The sequence below is a fragment of the Paenibacillus hunanensis genome (assembly GCF_034055775.1).
Classification (GTDB): Bacteria; Bacillota; Bacilli; order Paenibacillales; family Paenibacillaceae; genus Saccharibacillus; species Saccharibacillus hunanensis.
Genome location: NZ_CP139194.1, coordinates 3,785,455 through 3,804,041, shown reverse-complemented (window position 1 = coordinate 3,804,041; position 18,587 = coordinate 3,785,455). Strand labels below are relative to the sequence as shown.

Annotated in this window: 17 protein-coding genes and 1 tRNA gene; 16 read left to right on the top strand and 2 right to left on the bottom strand. The window is 47.0% G+C overall.

Annotated features, from left to right (window positions below; all coding sequences use genetic code 11):
* Positions 1–14 precede the first annotated feature (14 nt).
* The 9 genes from SK066_RS15450 to SK066_RS15410 all read left to right on the top strand — a co-directional run bounded on the left by SK066_RS15450 (position 15) and on the right by SK066_RS15410 (position 8,269).
* Complete coding sequence (locus SK066_RS15450; RefSeq protein ID WP_188776505.1) at positions 15–833, top strand: GTP diphosphokinase; 819 nt, start codon at positions 15–17, stop codon at positions 831–833.
* Positions 823–1,311 carry a DUF309 domain-containing protein gene (locus SK066_RS15445; RefSeq protein WP_320542153.1) on the top strand — a complete coding sequence of 163 codons (489 nt, stop codon included), beginning with the start codon at positions 823–825 and terminating at the stop codon, positions 1,309–1,311. The genes SK066_RS15450 and SK066_RS15445 overlap by 11 nt, the downstream gene beginning before the upstream one ends.
* Before the next feature lie 274 nt (positions 1,312–1,585).
* Positions 1,586–3,313 (top strand): RsmB/NOP family class I SAM-dependent RNA methyltransferase, encoded by a 1,728-nt coding sequence (locus tag SK066_RS15440; protein WP_320542152.1) that lies wholly within the window; start codon positions 1,586–1,588, stop codon positions 3,311–3,313.
* A gap of 3 nt (positions 3,314–3,316) precedes the next feature.
* Positions 3,317–4,078, top strand: coding sequence for a pseudouridine synthase (locus tag SK066_RS15435; RefSeq protein ID WP_320542151.1), 762 nt, complete (start codon positions 3,317–3,319; stop codon positions 4,076–4,078).
* A gap of 59 nt (positions 4,079–4,137) precedes the next feature.
* Positions 4,138–4,962, top strand: a complete 825-nt coding sequence (locus SK066_RS15430; protein ID WP_320542150.1) for a Cof-type HAD-IIB family hydrolase — start codon at positions 4,138–4,140, stop codon at positions 4,960–4,962.
* Between the two features lie 174 nt (positions 4,963–5,136).
* Positions 5,137–6,315: a glycosyltransferase family 4 protein gene (locus tag SK066_RS15425; protein ID WP_320542149.1), complete on the top strand. Its 1,179-nt coding sequence runs from the start codon at positions 5,137–5,139 to the stop codon at positions 6,313–6,315.
* 228 nt (positions 6,316–6,543) lie between these two features.
* Entirely contained in the window at positions 6,544–7,113 is a 570-nt protein-coding gene (locus SK066_RS15420) for a xanthine phosphoribosyltransferase (protein ID WP_188776792.1), read from the top strand.
* A 329-nt stretch (positions 7,114–7,442) separates the two neighbouring features.
* Positions 7,443–7,772 (top strand): hypothetical protein, encoded by a 330-nt coding sequence (locus tag SK066_RS15415; protein WP_188776511.1) that lies wholly within the window; start codon positions 7,443–7,445, stop codon positions 7,770–7,772.
* A gap of 248 nt (positions 7,773–8,020) precedes the next feature.
* A complete protein-coding gene (locus tag SK066_RS15410; RefSeq protein ID WP_188776512.1) occupies positions 8,021–8,269 on the top strand; it encodes a hypothetical protein in 249 nt (82 codons plus the stop codon).
* A gap of 566 nt (positions 8,270–8,835) precedes the next feature.
* On the opposite strand, the gene SK066_RS15405 is transcribed toward SK066_RS15410, so the two are convergent.
* Both SK066_RS15405 and SK066_RS15400 read right to left on the bottom strand, forming a co-directional pair.
* Positions 8,836–9,315, bottom strand: a complete 480-nt coding sequence (locus SK066_RS15405; RefSeq protein WP_320542148.1) for a YhjD family protein — start codon at positions 9,313–9,315, stop codon at positions 8,836–8,838.
* A gap of 494 nt (positions 9,316–9,809) precedes the next feature.
* Entirely contained in the window at positions 9,810–10,454 is a 645-nt protein-coding gene (locus tag SK066_RS15400; RefSeq protein ID WP_407673679.1) for a DUF1349 domain-containing protein, read from the bottom strand.
* Positions 10,455–10,580: 126 nt separating this feature from the next.
* Between SK066_RS15400 and SK066_RS15395 the strand changes: the two genes are divergently transcribed.
* The 7 genes from SK066_RS15395 to SK066_RS15365 all read left to right on the top strand — a co-directional run bounded on the left by SK066_RS15395 (position 10,581) and on the right by SK066_RS15365 (position 18,187).
* Positions 10,581–11,783: an MFS transporter gene (locus SK066_RS15395; RefSeq protein WP_320542147.1), complete on the top strand. Its 1,203-nt coding sequence runs from the start codon at positions 10,581–10,583 to the stop codon at positions 11,781–11,783.
* A gap of 702 nt (positions 11,784–12,485) precedes the next feature.
* Positions 12,486–13,727: an aspartate aminotransferase family protein gene (locus SK066_RS15390; protein ID WP_188776515.1), complete on the top strand. Its 1,242-nt coding sequence runs from the start codon at positions 12,486–12,488 to the stop codon at positions 13,725–13,727.
* Between the two features lie 21 nt (positions 13,728–13,748).
* On the top strand, positions 13,749–14,786 hold the full coding sequence (locus SK066_RS15385; protein WP_320542146.1) for a zinc-dependent alcohol dehydrogenase: 1,038 nt from the start codon (positions 13,749–13,751) through the stop codon (positions 14,784–14,786).
* A 105-nt stretch (positions 14,787–14,891) separates the two neighbouring features.
* Positions 14,892–15,602: an HAD family hydrolase gene (locus SK066_RS15380; protein ID WP_320544897.1), complete on the top strand. Its 711-nt coding sequence runs from the start codon at positions 14,892–14,894 to the stop codon at positions 15,600–15,602.
* A gap of 482 nt (positions 15,603–16,084) precedes the next feature.
* A tRNA-Leu gene (locus tag SK066_RS15375) sits at positions 16,085–16,168 on the top strand.
* Between the two features lie 324 nt (positions 16,169–16,492).
* The gene (locus SK066_RS15370) at positions 16,493–16,813 is read left to right on the top strand and encodes a cupin domain-containing protein (protein ID WP_320544896.1); all 321 of its coding nucleotides are present in this window, start codon (positions 16,493–16,495) and stop codon (positions 16,811–16,813) included.
* Positions 16,814–17,068: 255 nt separating this feature from the next.
* Positions 17,069–18,187 (top strand): glycerol dehydrogenase, encoded by a 1,119-nt coding sequence (locus SK066_RS15365; RefSeq protein WP_320542145.1) that lies wholly within the window; start codon positions 17,069–17,071, stop codon positions 18,185–18,187.
* Positions 18,188–18,587: the final 400 nt, after the last annotated feature.

Sequence of the window (18,587 nt, the reverse complement as noted above, 5' to 3'; positions counted from 1 at the left end):
GAGGAGGCATGAAGATGGATGACAGAGACTGGGAATTATTCTTGCTTCCCTACGAACAAGCGGTTGAAGAATTGAAGGTGAAATTCAAAACGATGCGCGCCGAGCTGAAAAAGAGAGAAGAGTACGCGCCGATCGAATTTGTTACCGGACGTGTCAAAAAAATATCCAGCATTCTGGATAAAGCTAAACGTCTGGACGTTCCAAGGGATCAGCTTGACACAGGAATTGAGGATATCGCAGGCATCCGGATCATGTGCCAGTTTGTGGAGGATATTCGCTGGGTCGCACAGTACATTCGTGCCCGCAAGGATCTAACTGTTCTTTATGAAAAAGATTATGTGACAAACTTTAAGGAAAGCGGCTATCGCAGCTTCCATATGATTGCTGAATATCCAGTGCAGACCGCATTCGGTCAAAAGATCGTGCTCGCTGAGATTCAGATTCGCACCCTGGCGATGAATTTCTGGGCAACGATCGAGCACTCACTCAATTATAAATATCGTCAGAGCTTGCCTGCGCCGATTCGAGATCGTCTGAAAACGGCAGCTGAGGCAGCGATGATTTTGGATAATGAAATGTCCAGCATACGTGAGGATATTCTGGATGCCCAGAAGAGCTTTGAGGATGAAGCGAATCTGGTGCAGCGTGTCTTAAAGGATATTCATCGACTCTACTTCCTGCATAAAGTGACCGAGGCATTGGAAAGTCAGCAAAAATTCAATGAACTATGGGAAAAGCAAGACTTCATCGGCTTGCAGCAGCTAGGCGAATCCGTAAGAAAGATGCGCAAATCCGGCGCACGTATGGTGGAAGAGGAACAGGATGAGTCATGAGTTCCACCCGCTGTATATCGCCTATCTCGTCTATTTCAACCGGGATCGTGACTATTTTGAATGTCACGAGGTACTGGAAGAGCTATGGCTGGAAAAGGACAGGGAACCGGTATACAAGGGATTGCTACAGGTCGCGGTCGGGCTATTCCATTTTCGAAATGGTACGATCAACTCCGCCTATAACAAGCGTATCGGTGCGATCAAAATGCTGAAGAGCAGCCTGCATAAGCTGACCTCCAGCTCGCACCATACACTTGGCATTGATATGCCGCGCTTGATCGCAGATGTGCGTGAGTACATTACACGTCTGGAGCACTACGAGCAGGAGCCCTTTGATTTTTATCCCCTTGAGATTGGTATCACGGACGCCTTACTGCGTAAAGAGGTAAAGGCAGCCAGCAAAAAGATCGCGCCTCATGTGCCGCTACGTACTGGCTATGAGCGTGGTCCCAAGTCAAAGGAGCTGCCAAATGATTAACGCTGTATAAGATTTGTTGGCACAACCAATCGCTAGCTATAAAATGGAACAGCTACATTATGCACAAAAGCTTGCCGTCATCGGCAAGCTTTTTGATTTGAACAGACCGATCACGTCCTGATTGTGCTAAAATAGTTGCTGGCATACTCGACATTTACGTATCGTTGATTCCGTTTATCATAGATCGTGATTGTTGATCGAGAACTTATGTGTCAACTTAGCTATAGTATAAATAAAACGATCTGATTTTGAATTTAAAGGAGCAATATGGAATATGGCGGTACAATTACCACCGCAATTTTTGCAGCGTATGGAGCAGTTATTAGGAGAAGAGTATGATGCCTTTCTCCAGAGCTATGAGCAATCACCGCGTGCAGGCTTGCGTGTGAATACATTGAAAATTAGCAATGAGCAATTTCAAGGCAAGTCTCCCTTCGAGCTGCGACCGATTCCGTGGTGTGAGACAGGCTATTACCTGAATGCAGAGGAGCGTCCAGGCAAGCATCCGTATTATTACAGTGGACTGTACTATATTCAGGAGCCAAGCGCGATGAGTCCAGTCGAAGCCTTACAAGTGGAGCCAGGTGATCGTGTGCTGGATCTGTGCGCCGCACCAGGTGGCAAGTCGACCCAGATTGCTGCTGCATTGCAGGGGCAGGGTTTGCTAGTTACCAATGATCTGAGCGCAGATCGCATTCGAGCGCTAGGCAAAAATTTAGAGCTTAGCGGCGTGCGCAATGCGATTGTATTGAATGAGACACCGGATCGGATTGCCGATCGGTTTGAAGGCTTTTTTGATAAAATTCTAGTCGATGCACCTTGCTCGGGTGAAGGCATGTTCCGCAAGGATGAAGATGCGGCACGACAATGGCTGAATCACTCGGTAGAGAGCTGCTCGATGATGCAACGAGATATTTTACGAACGGTCGCACGTATGCTTGCCCCTGGAGGACGAATTGTCTATTCCACCTGCACCTTTGCACCAGAGGAAAATGAGCGCAGCATCGCGGTTTTTCTCGATCAGCATCCTGAATTTCAAGCAACTGTTCCAGCAGGTAGTGAGCATTTTCAACCCGGTCAGAGTAAATGGGCAGTGCAGGTAGAGCAGGAGCTTGCCGAAGGGCGTTCTGTGCTGAATAAGATAGCAGCTGGTGAGCAGCCTCCATCTGCTGAAGCGATAGCGCAAACGGATCGTACCGTCCGTCTATGGCCGCATCATATTGAGGGAGAAGGTCATTATCTGGCGGTGCTTGATCATACCGGAGAGCGCAACCGTGAGCGTTCGATTGCTATAACTTCGGCTGATGCGATAGATGTAAAGGCTTCATCCTACAATAAGGCAGGCGATGGACAAGCTACTGGACGCATGCGTTGGGATAAGTCAGGGCATGCAGGTAAGGAGACGAAGGGTGCACGTGGCGGTTATACGAATGATAACCATGATCGTCGCTCCGCTGGTAAAGGTAGTAAACCACACGGCAAACATGATAAAAAAGGACAATCTGCACGCACTGCGACAAAGCCAGTGAACGGGCTAGAGGAGGGCATCCTTGCGTGGACGCCATTTCAGCAGCAGGAGCTGAATATGCAGCTCCCAGACGCAAGCTCTGCGGATCCACGCTATATGATCGTGTACGGTAGTAATCTGTATGTATCGCCGCTGGATGAACAGCGCCTGCATGGACTCAAAGTTATTCGACCAGGCTGGTATCTGGGAACCTTCAAAAATGGACGCTTTACCGCCAGTCATGCGCTGGCCACGGCACTCGTTCCGTCTGAAGCGAAGCGACGTCTAAATCTAGCGCTCGATTCAGCGGAATCCATTGCTTATTTAAAAGGACAAACGTTATCGATTGCTGCGGATCGCATTGAATGTGATCCAGATGTCACAGCAAAAGGCTATGTGCTTGTATGCATTGACGGCTATTCCGTAGGCTGGGGCAAATGGCAACAAGACGGCAACCTGAAAAATGAATACCCGGCAGGATGGAGATGGATGTAGATTATGGGAACAACAGCTAAAAAGCAACGAATTGATAAAATACTCGGTAATCTCGGCTATGGGACACGTAGTGAGCTCAAGCGTGCTGTGAAGCAGGGACGTATTCGAGTAGATGGACAGACGATTAAGGATAGCGGCCTACAGGTTGATCCGTATCAGAGCGAGATTGAATTTGATGGACAGCGTGTAGAATACCGTGAATTCATTTATATTATGCTGAACAAGCCACAGGGTGTAATCTCGGCAACCGAGGATCGTCGTGATCGCACAGTGATTGATCTGCTTGACGATGACTCTCGCATCTTTGAGCCATTTCCAGTAGGGCGATTGGATAAGGATACCGAGGGACTGCTCTTGCTTACGAATGATGGTCAGCTCGCACATGAGCTGCTGTCGCCCCGTAAGCATGTACCGAAAACATATATCGCCGATGTGCTGGGCGATGTGAACGAGCAGGATGTGCAGCGCTTCAAGGAAGGTGTCACATTAGATGATGGATATCGGACGATGCCTGCTGCACTGGAGATTACAGGCTCCTCTCAAACACCGGACGGTACCGTTTCGCAAATCCAGCTTACGATCTCAGAAGGCAAGTTCCATCAGGTGAAGCGTATGTTTGAAGCGGTAGGGAAAAAGGTCATCTATCTCAAACGCATTTCGATGGGTGCATTAGAGCTTGATCCGGGCTTACCGCTGGGGCATTATCGCGAATTGACCGCGATTGAACTGGAGCTGCTTGGTTGGAGTGAAGAGCCTACAGCCTGAAATCTGTTCAGATTACCAAAAAAAGATAGACAAGCCTAACAAAGGATGGGGATGGAACGATGCACTATCAACTAATTGCACTGGATATGGACGGTACACTGTTAACGGATGATCATGAAATTTTACCACGTACAGCGCAGGCACTACAGGAGCTGGCTGGACGAGGCGTAGAAATTGTATTTTGTACCGGACGCACGCCAACCAACTCGATTCCATACATGAAGCAGCTTGGCTTGCATGAGGATGGACATGTGATCGTGCATAATGGTGCGGCTACCGTTCATACGGGGACAGGTAAGATTGTGCATCAATTCCCACTCGATGTACCTGCATTAGAAAATTATATGAGCTATTGTCGCAGTCATAATCTGCATTTTGATGTGAATACGGCGTATACCATCTATGTTCAATCGCTTGAACAGATGCAGGTGGCGGCTCAGGAGATGTATGCTCAGTTTCAAGGCTTTGATATGAAGCCGATGCTGCTGCCGCATTGGAGTGAGCTAAGTGAGCCTGTGCTCAAGCTCAGTGTATTTGCAGAGCCAGAAAAGCTGGATCAGGCATATGCCGATTGGAGTCTATGGGAACCAACTTTTAATATTCAGCGCAGCGGTGAATTTTTCATCGATCTGATGCATCCACAGGCATCCAAGGGCGCTGCGCTACAAGCCTTTGCCCAGCAAAAAGGGATTGCACCAGAGCATATTATGGCAATCGGTAATTATTACAACGATCTGTCGATGATTCGTTATGCAGGTCTGGGGATTGCTGTCGATAATTCACCTGTCGATGTGAAGGCAGCTGCTGACGAGGTGACACGGTCTAACAATGACGATGGTGTGTATCATATGCTGAAAAAGTATTGTGATGTATCCGACCTTTAATGGCAGAGAATGCAACGACAAATGGCATATTTCATTGGAACCGCTCGATGTTTGAGCGGTTTTGTTATGTTGGTTCATGCCAATCCGTGATACAATCGGGTAGTAGAAAGCTCAGACGTGTGTACCGATTACAGATGAATCGGACAATGAACTGGCAGGAAAGGAGGAATATTCTTGAGATTGCTGCAAGCCCTGTTTTTTCCTCCTGAACAACCGGGAGGCGTATCATCTATGATTCCATACCTGCAAGAGCGATTTAGCTCGGCTCGCTGGGAAATGGAGTTATTTTCTTTGCCCAAACGCATTCGCAATAAAGGCAAGGACGATGTCGTATTTGAAACCTTTGACTGGACGATCTATGGTGAAAGCCCGATTGTACAGAAATACATTCAAACCTATCGTGATTATCGCTGGTGGGCGAAGCTGAGGCTGACCAAGCCGTATGACCTGATTCATTCCCACCATCCGCTGGTTGGATTGGTGATGCGAGAAGTATTTCCAGAGACACCGATCATTCAAACTATTCACTCTAGCTACGAGCGCGAGCTAATGCTGAATGGAAAAATCGAAGAAGGCAGCATGGAACAGCAGTTTCTCATCTCGCTCTATCGTGAGCTAGAGCTGCGTACCGATCGCCTGATGACCGTATCGCAATCATTTAAGAGCTATCTGACACCTTATGTGGAGTATCCTGAGCGAATCGTTGTACTGCCGAACGGCTTTGACGAAAAACGCTTCAAACCGATTCCACATGAAAATGAAGTGCCACAGCTTATGACCGTCTGCCGTCTTGTACCTGCTAAGGGGCTTGATACCCTGCTCAAAGCATGTGCGATTCTAAAGCAACGTGGGCATACGTATGTGCTGCACATTATCGGAGATGGCCCAAGCCGCACCGAGCTGGAGGATATGGCGCGTGAGCTTGGTATTTATGAGGATACGATCTTTTACGGATACACCCTGCATCCGGAAGAGTTCATGCCGTTTTTCGATATTTTTGTTCTGCCATCACGAGCAGAGGCATTTGGCTCGGTATTTGCTGAGGCTGCACTGTGCTGGCTAGCACTTGTTGGAACGAATGTAGGCGGTATTGCTGAGCAGATCGAGGACGGCGTTAACGGTCTACTGGTGCCGCCAGATCATGAGCAGGAGCTCGCTGAGGCGCTGGAAAAAGTAATTACCGATCCAGCCTACCGTTATGAGCTAGCACGTACCGGCTGGGAAAAGGCCAAAAATCATTATTCACTCGGACATGTGGTCAACGAGCTGAAGAAGCTGTATCTGGAATTGGTGCCAGAAGAACCGATCGTCAGTATGATCGATTTGACTGCACAACCAGCGGAGAATGAGTAATATCGGTGTTAGCTTGCCGTTATAGGCAGGAAATGAATACCAGGCGACGAATACAAGAGTATAGGGTGTACCATGCAAAATAGGATCGGCTCAAGCAGCAGGACAGCATTAGATAAGGATAAGCTTCTGCTACAAGGCGCAATTCTGTAAGCAACACAGCACCAATAAAAGGAGCCGATATGCTCGTAGGCATTCGGCACGATCGATATGAGTGACGGAGGACGGATGATGGAAGAATTAAAACAACGTATTTTGGAAGAATCAACCGTATTATCGAGCGATGTGCTCAAGCTGGACGCATTGCTCAATCAGCAGGTCGATCCACAGCTAATGATGAAAATGGGACAGGAGTTCGCTAACCTGTATCGCGCAGAAGGCATTACACGCGTCGTAACCGTCGAATCGTCCGGTATCCCGGTTGCTTTTGCAACAGCACTGGAGCTAGGCGTGCCGCTTGTATTTGCACGCCGTAAAAAAACACTGCTCGCTGATCCTGATGCCTATGTAGAACGCGTACCTTCGTTTACGAAGGGCATCGTCACCGACATTATGCTGTCCAAGCAGTTTGTAACTGAAAATGATCGTATTCTCTTCATCGATGACATTATTGCCAACGGCGACGCCGCTCGCGGATTGGTCAAAATCATCCAACGCTCTGGCGCTACACTCGTAGGTGTGGGCATTGTTATCGAAAAAGCATTCCAAAATGGTGCTAACGCCATCCGAGAACAAGGTATCCGCCTCGATTCTCTCGTTAAAATTGCTTCGTTAGAGGATGGCAAGATTACATTCGGTTAATCAAGCCAGGGTAAGAAATGCAGTAGTGCTATTTAATATACTGCATAATAGGAATACAGAGTACACGACGAAGAAATGAATAGGATGCTTCAACAACCTCACTACCATTCAAACTTATAACAGAATAATTCACCAAAAATTATTCATGCTTTTTATTATGGTTTATCTTAAGATATAGGCATACGTGACCGATAGTGTAAATATAACCCCATGAATCAACATTAGAACGTAATCGCCTTACATCAATTTTACCGAAATACGATATACTCTTTCCAAATGGGGTCTCGTTGTCTTATAATAAAGATATGTTAGGGAGGGGAGGCAGACTAATGAGCAAAGAGCCGATCACTGAAGAGTTTTTCCTGAACAAACTGGCTGACGCAAAAGTACACTTCGAGCGTGCTTTGGATTGTAAGCACACTGAATTTGATGACCTGTATCCCTATATGATTGAGCATCCTCAGTTCTTTTGGTACAAACGCTATGTCGCATGGTCTGAATTGCTAACCATCGTGAATTTGTCGAAAGAGCTGGACTTCGCCTGGGAATCACAATTTTCCGATCATCAGGTAGAGTACGTTAACGAGCGTGTGATGTCCGCTAAAGTGCTAGATTATTGGTTCGAGAAAAACGATTCCAAAGAGCACGCACAGCGTTAATCATATCTGGATCATCTTCCATTTGCTTTAACAAGACCTAAATGATTATTCATTTAGGTCTTTTTTTGTGCTTCTCATTTAGAATAAGCTCGGATAGGTGTACACATCCTGTGTACTTTCGGTACAATAGAGCTTGCGGCACATCAGCCGTTCATAGATGCTGTCCCGTATAAACGGGCACAATACGAGGTAACGCCGTTAAGCGGCGATGTATAGGCTAGATTCTAGATCAGAGGGGAGGACATGACATGATTAGCGAGGAACAACTGGATGCCTATCGTCTATCTGGCGAAAAGGTACGGGTCGTTCGTGACGATATTCGTGAAAATGATATTCGCGGGATCGTCATTGCATGGGATGATGAGCATGTGTTGATTCGTCGTCCGAATCGAAATGTAGTCAAGCTCAGTCGTAATTACATCATTCAGCCATCGAAGGAAGCACGACGCAGCCCGCTGGATGAAGAAGCGCCAGAGGAAGCAGCGACTGAGGAATAAAAGTTCTACGTTTGGATAAATATGGACTGAATTTGTTCCGAACTTGTTCTGTTACATTCGGAATTGCTCGAAAGCAAAGCCATGATCCTTGCTTAGGTGGGGCTATACGAAAAAAGACCTTGCACCGCATTAGCGGATTGCAAGGTCTTTGGTGTAGCTATAGAAGACTGCACAAGATGGGATTGCCAAGCTACATATGCTCAAACTGTCTCTGCCAGAGCCTGAATATCGTCGTCGTAGGTGTGCCCAGCGATTATAGGGGGATAATCGCTGGTTGTGTATGGAACAAATTACAAAGGGACAATCTTGTTGGCTATACCCTATTGTCGCGGTATAGCATTACTGCTAGTTAGGAAGCTAGTTATGATATTGGTCGTATTCCTTATCGGGATGACGTACTAAGGTCAAGTCAAGCTATTCATATATTTGTAAAGCCGGGTAGTTAGTTATCGTGCTACAGGCAGAGACAGAGGCAAACACCGAATGATTAGCATGCTGAATGACAATTGAATCAAAGGGGATTGATTCCATACTATCACTCCTAATATACATGCTAATGACGTTACTTATGTTCCTGTACGATAAGGCGCATAACCGCCTGCATAACGTGCTGGCTCACGCACTCGTGAAGGAGACGAAGCCGCAGTATCCTTGCCTGGACGTGCTTCAGCAGATGCGGTATGGATCGGCCCTAAGCCAACATAGGCACGCATACGTGCAGAAGCCTCGAGTCGGAATTCGTCAGCAGGGATGCGAAAGGTTCCATGATGACCCTTACAAAGGATCTGCGCTTCCACGCTATTCTCAGATTGATTAACCTCATATAATCGAAGCTGATGTTTACGTAAATCTCGGCGTACTTCAGACAGTAGCAAATTGGTACGATCTGTACCACCCTGGATGATTTCCATATACAATGCATTATTATCGAGTGAGTCTTGATGCTCCATAGCGCGGGCATCACGATCAAATTTCTTTTGAATATACGTCAGCAGCAAATAGCTTTTTACCAGGGAACGTTCTTCTGCGGATAAAAAGACAGCCATTCATGTCACCACCTTATGGGAACTAATGTTTTGAGAACCTATGTTCCCATTATAGCGAACATGGGGAATAATGGCAAGCTTTATTGGCATAAAAAAGTTAAAATATTATGCGCTCCTAAACGATAGCTTGAATGCTGCAAACAGGCGAATAGGCGCTTGCTTGAAGCCTATTTTTTGAGACTTTCTATCGAATGATTAACGCAATGAAAAAAGCAGGAACAGACACGAACAAGCTCGTGTTTGCTCCTGCTTTTCTGTTTTGTTGTATCGACATTATATAGGTAAACGGATGTCGGTCATGTTAGTCATCAAATAATCGTAGCAACAAGCTTCCGTCTTCCATATTATGCCATGGGCAATCCAATTACCGGAGTATCTAACAACTTTCACATGTAAAAACTGACGTAAATTTTACATTGAACGTCATCATAAAAGCGACTATAGTTAATAATTGTAATATATATAATTAATATACATAAAATTAAATGATAGGATTATATGGTGGATGTGCCCTGTTGGACAATGTGCAGAAAGTCGAATTCGACCTGACAGCCTTGCCCTTGTGGACAGCATGCATAGACACCACATTGGAAAGGGGTCTGGTCATCCACATCATCAAACAGATGCGCAATTCTCATTTGATGCCATGCCGGTTCTGATGCTTCATCATCTGACGGTTCTGCATATTCAATCGTATAGTCGCCAGAGACACGGGTGATACGGAACATCAGCTCTGTAAAGCCTGCTCTGAAATTTTGCGTTGACCAGTCGGAATAGCCATTGTTGGTTACAACCGCGCCCAGCTTGGCATGACCATCTGTTTCAAATTCGACAGAGGTTTTCAGCCAGCAGCGATCCGAAAATCGAACCATCAACCCGGCTTGATCATACTGGTGCACCGGGTATGTACGGACACGAGTGGTCATTTGAAAATCACCTGTGACCTCTGCAAACAGAAAATGTCCGTTATCTACACGAAAGCCATAATGCGTTTTTTGCCAGAAATCAGTTTCAGCTAGCGGCTCAAAGGTGAGCACCTGCTTTTGCGGAGAGATTGACCATTTTTCAGGCGGAGAATGCCATTGCAGTCGTTCGTCCAATGTCGTCTCAGTGAAATTTTCCAGCACGTTCGTCATCATAGTTGCTCCTTTGCATCGATTTAGTATGGGCAGCAGTCCCATTTGGGCTGTGCGCTCATTCATTATGTTGAAATTGACTGGAAATATCAAGCTCCTAAACATAATTATGGGAAGGTGACGGTGAACATGAAACGAATTTTCAGGTTAAGCTGTGCATTTTATTTTTTGATTGGGATTACGAGCGTTATGCTTGGTGCGCTATTGCCGGTAATTTTGCCGCATTATCAGCGTAGCTACAGCGATGGTGGGACACTGTTATTTTTACAGTTTATCGGGTTTCTGGCAGGGGTGCTTATCTCGCCAGCGCTCTCTGCGGGAGTTGGACGCAAACGTTTGCTCTTGATCGCGTTAACTGCAATTACGCTTGCTTACGCAGTGATGGGAACGCTTCCTGCATGGGGGCTGATGGTGCTGATGACGATTTTCGTTGGCTTTGGCTCTGGGATTATCGAATCCTCCATCGGTGCGTTCACGATTGAATTTGCCGAGGAGCAGAAGGCAGTTGCGATGACCAAGTTGGATGTGTATTTTGGTGTAGGATCGATGCTGCTACCAGCGCTGGCAAGTCTGTATATTTATCTGGGTGTGTGGAATCTGTCGTTTTACACGGTTGCGCTATCCACATTCATACTGCTGCTGTTCTGGATGCGAATGCCTGCGGATAGCTCGGCGCATTTGCATCAGGATCAGGTGAAAACCGATCAGACCGAGACTCCAGCCAAGCCCAAATATCAATCCGGTCAATTCAAAGTATTATCGATCTTCGTGTTGTTCTTCTTTGTCTATATGGGAATTGAGCTGGGAATGATGAACTTTCTGCCATCGATTCTGATCGAAAGCATTGGAATTAGCGATTCGGCTGCTTCGCTCAGTGTGACCTTTTTCTGGGGCGCGATCACCATTGGACGACTATTTGTAGGACGGATGGCAGAATCGATGAGCTATGCGCCGTTCTTGATTGGCAGCACGATTGCTTCTATGCTGCTCATTGTTGCACTGGCACTCTTTTCCAGCCCGATCATGATGTATGTGTTGATCTTCGGTGTAGGCTTCTGTATCTCGGGTCTGTTCTCGATTGCGCTCGTATTTGCCAATACGCTAATGCCGGGCATGGTGGAGCGGACGACAAGTACACTGATCGCTGCTGGTGGTATTGGTGGATCGGTACTGCAATACTTGATCGGCTGGAGTATGGATCACTGGTCGGTTCGACCAACACTCTGGATCTTCGCCCTATTCGCACTGGTATTGCTCATTAGCATTGTGCTTGTACAGCAGCTTCGTACAGGTAATGCAGCTGTACGTGCAGGCATGGAATCTAAGTACTAATGTCATCGTACCCAGCCATAACGTGCTGATAGGTACAGCTTGAGCTATTTGCATACTGTGCTTGAAGCAGGGATACGATGTCAGTCGCTACTCGATGGATAGCTATATTGCATAAAACATAGAGATGAATCCATAGACCATATACACGTGAAGGAGGTGGTGCCTGCCTTTTCGGTTATAAGGCAGCCGAAAAGGGGATCGGTCATATCATCATGCAAAATATAGACAAGGGACATGCAGCTGGCGAAGCCGTCAGGGAGCGCATGTATGCTGTAGGATGAAGTATGCAGGTAGTGTGGCAGTGAATGAGAAGGAGACAGGCGATCAGCTGATCATATCATCGACATAGCCAGAGACATCACTATATAAAAAAGCAATTTTGAATGTCGCTATATTGTCTTGATGGTGTTAAAGGAAAATAATTCTGTTAACAACGTACAGATAATATTGAAAATAAGTGATGTCTGATAGGCGATACCCAATCAAGCGATGCGATGACATGCTTCCATTCACAAAGCCAGCGTAGACAACGGACTACACCGATTTGTAAAGGCGTACAAATACGGTGTGGTGTCATAAGGGGCAGACAGCAGACCGAGCACGTATAAAAAAGACAAGCGCAGCTCGGCTATAAACAGACGATCATGTCGTAATATTGGTTTTCGATTGTATTGCTATTCTATCCATGTGGAGGGATTATACATGTCAACAACTACAGAAAGCCGTTTTTCGATGGGCCAGGGAATCCGTTTGATCGATGATGCCGGAAATGAATATCTGGATGGTGTGTCCGGTACGTTTAACCTGTCACTAGGCTACAATCACCCTTATGTTGTGGAGAAGATTCAGGAGCAGGTTGGTAATCTGACGCATATGTCTTCCTCGTTTACTGAGCCGTATGTGGAGGAAGTGCTGTCACTGCTGCTGGAGGAAGCGCCGAATGGTATTGATGCAGGCTGGATGCGCGACATTACAGGCTCAACCGCAAATGAATGTGCCACTAAAATTGCGCAAAAGTATACAGGTGAGCGCGATATTGTCAGCCTGTACTATTCGCACCATGGTCAGACGCAGTTTGCTACCGGCATTTCGGGTAATGCATTCCGTCGTAAAGGCTTCCCGAACTCCACTGTACCGAATTCACTTCATGTTCCTGTGCCGTATTGCTACCGTTGCCCGTTCCAGAGTGATCCGGATCATTGCGCGATGCAATGTATTGAAGCGCTATCCGATCAGCTTGAATTTGGTGGCTCTGGTTCCACTGCATGTATGATTATCGAGCCGATTCTTGGCAATGGCGGTAATATCATCCCACCGATGGAATATTTCAAACAGCTTCGTAAGCTGTGTGATGAACATAATATGATTTTGATTGCTGACGAGGTACAGACAGGTATCGGACGTACGGGCTATATGTACGCGAGTACTTTGTTTGATATCAAGCCTGACATCATTACACTGGCAAAAGGTCTGGGCGGTATCGGCGTACCTGTAGCAGCAGTACTTATGCAGTCTCGTCTGAATATACTGGAAAAGCACGAGCATTCCTTTACTTCCGGTAGCAATATGATCTCCTTGACCGCTGCACGTTCGACGATGGAAGTCGTATCGGCGCCAGGCTTCCTTGAAAGTGTTCGTAGCAAGGGTGAACTGCTCGGCAACCTGCTGTCACCACTGGCAGAGCTGTATCCTGACACGATTGGCGAAGCACGCGGTGTTGGTCTGATGTGGGGACTGGAGATCGTTGACGCCGATGGTGCGCCGGATTCACGCAAAGCGAACGCAATTATCGATATGGCGTTCCGTGATGAGAACCTGATCCTACGCGGCTCGCGTTATGGATTCGGTAATGTTGTGAAGGTTCGTCCATCTCTTACGGTCACAGAGGATGAGATTGTAGAGATCGTTGGTCGTCTGGAACGCATTCTGCAAAAAATGGGTTAACCAATAGAGGGGAGAATGACTATGCTTTCACTTGTTTATCGTTCAGCCTGGGATGTGGCTCTCGAAGAGCGTCCACGTCCACAAATTCGAGGTGATCATGATGTGATTGTGCGCATTCACGCTACAGGTGTATGCGGCACGGATCTGGGTATTATTAGTGGTAAATACCACGCCAAATCATCGATTATTCTTGGTCATGAATCCGCAGGTGAAGTGATCGAGATTGGACCGAATGTGCAAAATCTACAGGTGGGTGATCGCGTTGTAATCGATCCGACCTATTACTGTGGACAATGCAAAATGTGCCGCACCGGACGCCAGAATCATTGCCTGCATAAAAGTACAACAGAGACTGGCGTGAGCAGTGATGGTACATTTACCGATTATTATGTGACAGAGGATCGTTTTCTATACAAGCTGGCTGATCATGTGAGCTATGAAGAGGCGACATTAACGGAGCCGCTGAGCTGTATGCTGACCGGTATTAACCAGATTCAGCTGCTGCCTAATTTCCGTACGATCATTCTGGGTGCAGGCCCGATCGGTATGCTGTATAGCTATGCGCTTGCATCAAAAGGTGTGATCGGCAGCATCGTGGACATTTCCGAGGAACGTCTGGAATTGGCACGCTCCATCGCACCGGATCAATGGGATACGTATGCATCCTTCGATGCAGCCGTAGAGAGCATCTCACCAGATGATCATCAGGTCGATCTGATTGTCGATACGACGGGAGCGATCGGTACGCAGGTACTGTCGAATCTGGCACACGGGGGCTATCTGATGCTTGTAGGCTTGCGCGATGGCGTGAGCAGCTTCAATCCGAAGGAGGTTGTCGATCGCAGTCTGAAAATTATCGGCTCGATCGATTCACTCGGTACATTTGCAACCGCGCATTATATGATCGAGCGTGGTCTGGTTCCGGCGAAAAAGCTGATTACCCATACGTATCCGCTGCAATCATATCAGGAAGCCTTCCGTATGCTCGGCTGTGATCTGGATGATGGCACGTTGAAAACCGCTTCCGGTGCGATCAAGGTTGTATTGCAATCCACCTAATGCCAAAATAGATTAAGGAAGAGCTGGAAAGCGATAGGATAGCATGACAGCACAGGAGGAATGAAGATGACAACGGAACAATCAGGCGCATCGGCAATTGCAGATATGAATCAAGGTGAACGTGCAGATTGGCTAGTTGAGCCGATCGAGGGTGTTATTTTTGATATGGATGGTGTACTGATTGACAGTGAGCCGATCTATTTTGATATTGAAAAAAGTACGTTTGTTCACTTCGGCGCACAGGTAGAGGAAGAGGAGCATCATACGTATGTAGGTGTAACGCTTGCGTCCATGTTCGAGCAGGTGCAGCAGCGTCATCGTCTGAATTGCACAGTAGAGGATATGCTGTCTTTTCATGTGCAAAATGTGATGGATGTGATCCGCGAGCATCAGGAGCTACGTCCATTTGACGGATTAGTGGCATGGCTGGATTGGCTTCACGAAGTGGGTGTACCGATGTTTGTCGCTTCGTCCTCACCACGTGCTTTGATTGAACTGATTTTGGAGCGACTGGAGCTGCGAAGCTATTTTCAAGGTATGGTTAGCGGAGAAGAAGTCGAGCATGGTAAGCCAGCACCGGATATTTTCCTGCATGCTGCCAAGCAGCTCGGCATTGCGCCAGAACGCTGTATCGTCATTGAAGATTCGCGCAACGGGGTAAAGGCAGCCCGTGCAGCAGGTATGCGCTGCATCGGTCACCAGAATCCTGGCTCAGGCTCTCAAAATCTGGAGCAGGCGAACACTGTAATTCATAGCTATACTGAATTGTTTGCACTTCGTGAGCAGCTCCCTTTCTATAGAAGAAACGCGGAGTAATCATATCCTAATCAGAAGGATTAGAAGGCTGATAGGCGTTAAAGTTGTTATTTATAGGCGGAATAGCAGCGATGCAGGTGGATTGTTGACGATCTGCTAGCACAGTTTATCCGTTTCAATGAAGTAAGATGATGTGGATGGGGAGCAGGAGAGTAGAAAGGAATAGTTGCGAACAGTCGCATTTTCTGTCTATGATCCCAATCCCAGCTACATTATAAAGGAAGACAATAATGTATCATGCTGTTCGTTATAGCGTCAGGCATCACCCAACAATTGATGAAATTACTGACGTCATTCTTGTCCTGAACAACCAGACCGAGATAGTATCCGGTCTGGTTGTTTTATAGTGAACAGCGTTTGTATAGGTTCGTATCACTGGATAACGAAATAAAATGTTTGACGCTTGCTAACTAATATGATATTCTATTTCTTGTCGCCGGGAAATGGATCATAAGCATCTTGATCCGGTAACATTCGATTATGCGGTCGTGGCGGAATTGGCAGACGCGCACGGTTCAGGTCCGTGTGGGCTTACCCCCGTGGAGGTTCGAGTCCTCTCGACCGCATTTACTTTTAACCATATAGTTCGCTATTGCGTAAGCAATGGTGAACTTTTTTTATTCTCTATAGGTTTCCTGTGCTTCCTATTTCCATTCGTGATCATCCGTCTTGCATCGGTTAGCTATCCATCAAGCGCATAGCTATGCTCCTATCCATTGCAGAAGTCAGTTGAGTTGTTTTGTCCCCCCTCCATAATATATTTGTCCGTGTCATCTCCGAAAAGATATGTTTTATAATGGAGCAAGGGAGACTGCGATAAGTGATCATTACGATCAGCTAGAGCAGCTCTGGAATGCTTTGAAATGATAAACAAAAAGGAGCTGTACATGATGAGCAATATTGGAGTATGGGAGCCGGCAGAGCCGGGAGTGAAACGTTGTATTCTAAATGCTGCTGGTGAGCTGATGATGATGGAGGTTCATTTTGAAAAGGGAGCAGAAGGCTATCAGCATAGTCATCCGCATCAGCAGATGAGCTATTGTCTGAGCGGCTCCTTCATTTTCACCATTGATGATGTAGAGACGACCGTAAGCGCAGGCGAGACGATTGCGATTCCACCGAATGCCCGTCATGGTGTGGTAGCACTGGAGGAAAATTCAGCTTTGCTGGATGCCTTTACACCCATTCGCGAGGATCTGCTGAAACGGTAATCGGAATAGCTATCTGGATATGGACAACTTCATAGGCCGTAGGTAATGGGAAAGTTCGTCACACGATTGTGCGTAATGACCCGGTTATCTGCGGCCTGTTATGGTGAATAGAGTAAGAGGGCTATGCTCATGCAGCCGTCCGCATAATATCCAGAAGTTGAGTGGAAAAGAGCATATGATCAGGACAGGTACATATTTGGAGTGCGTAGCCTTCTTGCGTTGATACGATGTCTATAATTGAAAGGAGCAATTTCAATGACAGAACGAGTATTCATTAGTCCGGGTAAATACGTACAGGGTCGCGGTCTCATCGCCAAGGCAGGCGAGTATGTAAAGGCGCTCGATGGTGGTAAGGCATTAGTTATTGCGGATGAGATTGTCTGGGATATCGCTGGCAATGAGGTGCTGAACAGTCTGGAGCAATCGTCCGTTGAGTATGTGAAGGTAGTATTTAATGGTGAAGCCTCTACGAATGAGATCGAACGATTGACGTCTACCGGACGCGAGCAGGATGCACGAATTGTGATCGGCGTAGGTGGCGGTAAAACGCTGGATACAGCAAAGGCAGTCAGCGATTCGCTCGGCGGTTATACAGTGATCGTTCCAACCACCGCTTCTACAGATGCGCCAACAAGCGCATTGTCGGTTATTTACTCGGATGAGGGCATTTTTGAAAGCTATAAATTTTATAATAAAAATCCTGATCTGATTCTGGTGGATACTGCAATCATCGCAGGCGCACCACCACGATTCCTCGCTTCTGGTATTGCGGATGCGCTGGCAACCTGGGTGGAAGCGCGAGCTGTCATTGAAGCACGCGCCAAAACGATGGCTGGTGGTCTTCCTACACTGGCAGCAGAAGCGATCGCTCGTAAATGTGAGGAGACGCTGTTCGACTTCGGTCTGCTCGCTTATGAGTCGGTGCAGCGTAAAGTCGTTACGCCTGCGCTGGAATCGGTCGTTGAAGCGAATACGCTGCTCAGCGGTCTGGGCTTTGAAAGTGGTGGACTGGCAGGCGCGCATGCGATTCATAACGGCTTTACCGTGCTGGAGGGAGATATCCACCATATGACGCATGGTGAGAAGGTAGCCTTTGGTACACTAACACAGCTTGCGCTGGAGCAGCGTCCAATCCATGAGATCGAGAAGTATATCGCCTTTTATATTAGTCTTGGTCTGCCGGTAACGCTGGAGGAGCTGCATATTGGTAATGTATCCGATGAGGATCTGTACCGCGTGGCAGAGGCAGCCACCAAACCGGATGAAACCGCGCATAATCTGCCATTCCCAGTAACGGCTGCTGATGTGAAGGACGCAATTATCGCCGCCGATCAATATTCATTAGCATACAAGCAAAAGCATGGACGTCACTGATGTTAGCGGTACGGATGGATAGGCTAGAGTCCTGAGGGTACAACGCTTCTAGTTGTTGTCGAAGCATCCCGTATCCTCCAAATTATGAAAAATAGCACCTGTGCAGACCCTGCTGCCAGCTATCGGGTAGCAGGGTTTTGCTTCTGCTCGAATCGTTTTATTTTTTACAAAAATTCGCAAGAAAATCGGTCTATTTTTTGCCTGAATATGATATAAAAGATAGGGGGAACTAAACAGCAAGCAAAGCGTCATTCATGACACAGGCATAAAAGGCAGTACCGATTCTGTCAGGTACAGGACGGCTGTCACGCTACAGCAACGCTCGGGAGTGGGCGACTGCAGACGTACAGGTTCACGTTGAGATGCCGGAGACTCTAAACAAGGTATACAAATGTTGAAC

Excerpts from the sequence above, each read along its gene's own strand:
- SK066_RS15385 (WP_320542146.1), top strand. The coding sequence starts at position 13,749 with ATGCTTTCACTTGTTTATCGTTCAGCCTGGGATGTGGCTCTCGAAGAG.
- SK066_RS15390 (WP_188776515.1), top strand. The coding sequence starts at position 12,486 with ATGTCAACAACTACAGAAAGCCGTTTTTCGATGGGCCAGGGAATCCGT.
- SK066_RS15365 (WP_320542145.1), top strand. The coding sequence starts at position 17,069 with ATGACAGAACGAGTATTCATTAGTCCGGGTAAATACGTACAGGGTCGC.
- SK066_RS15420 (WP_188776792.1), top strand. The coding sequence starts at position 6,544 with ATGGAAGAATTAAAACAACGTATTTTGGAAGAATCAACCGTATTATCG.
- SK066_RS15380 (WP_320544897.1), top strand. The coding sequence starts at position 14,892 with ATGAATCAAGGTGAACGTGCAGATTGGCTAGTTGAGCCGATCGAGGGT.
- SK066_RS15400 (WP_407673679.1), bottom strand. The coding sequence starts at position 10,454 with ATGATGACGAACGTGCTGGAAAATTTCACTGAGACGACATTGGACGAA.
- SK066_RS15430 (WP_320542150.1), top strand. The coding sequence starts at position 4,138 with ATGCACTATCAACTAATTGCACTGGATATGGACGGTACACTGTTAACG.
- SK066_RS15410 (WP_188776512.1), top strand. The coding sequence starts at position 8,021 with ATGATTAGCGAGGAACAACTGGATGCCTATCGTCTATCTGGCGAAAAG.
- SK066_RS15415 (WP_188776511.1), top strand. The coding sequence starts at position 7,443 with ATGAGCAAAGAGCCGATCACTGAAGAGTTTTTCCTGAACAAACTGGCT.
- SK066_RS15445 (WP_320542153.1), top strand. The coding sequence starts at position 823 with ATGAGTCATGAGTTCCACCCGCTGTATATCGCCTATCTCGTCTATTTC.
- SK066_RS15395 (WP_320542147.1), top strand. The coding sequence starts at position 10,581 with ATGAAACGAATTTTCAGGTTAAGCTGTGCATTTTATTTTTTGATTGGG.
- SK066_RS15435 (WP_320542151.1), top strand. The coding sequence starts at position 3,317 with ATGGGAACAACAGCTAAAAAGCAACGAATTGATAAAATACTCGGTAAT.
- SK066_RS15440 (WP_320542152.1), top strand. The coding sequence starts at position 1,586 with ATGGCGGTACAATTACCACCGCAATTTTTGCAGCGTATGGAGCAGTTA.
- SK066_RS15405 (WP_320542148.1), bottom strand. The coding sequence starts at position 9,315 with ATGGCTGTCTTTTTATCCGCAGAAGAACGTTCCCTGGTAAAAAGCTAT.
- SK066_RS15370 (WP_320544896.1), top strand. The coding sequence starts at position 16,493 with ATGAGCAATATTGGAGTATGGGAGCCGGCAGAGCCGGGAGTGAAACGT.
- SK066_RS15450 (WP_188776505.1), top strand. The coding sequence starts at position 15 with ATGGATGACAGAGACTGGGAATTATTCTTGCTTCCCTACGAACAAGCG.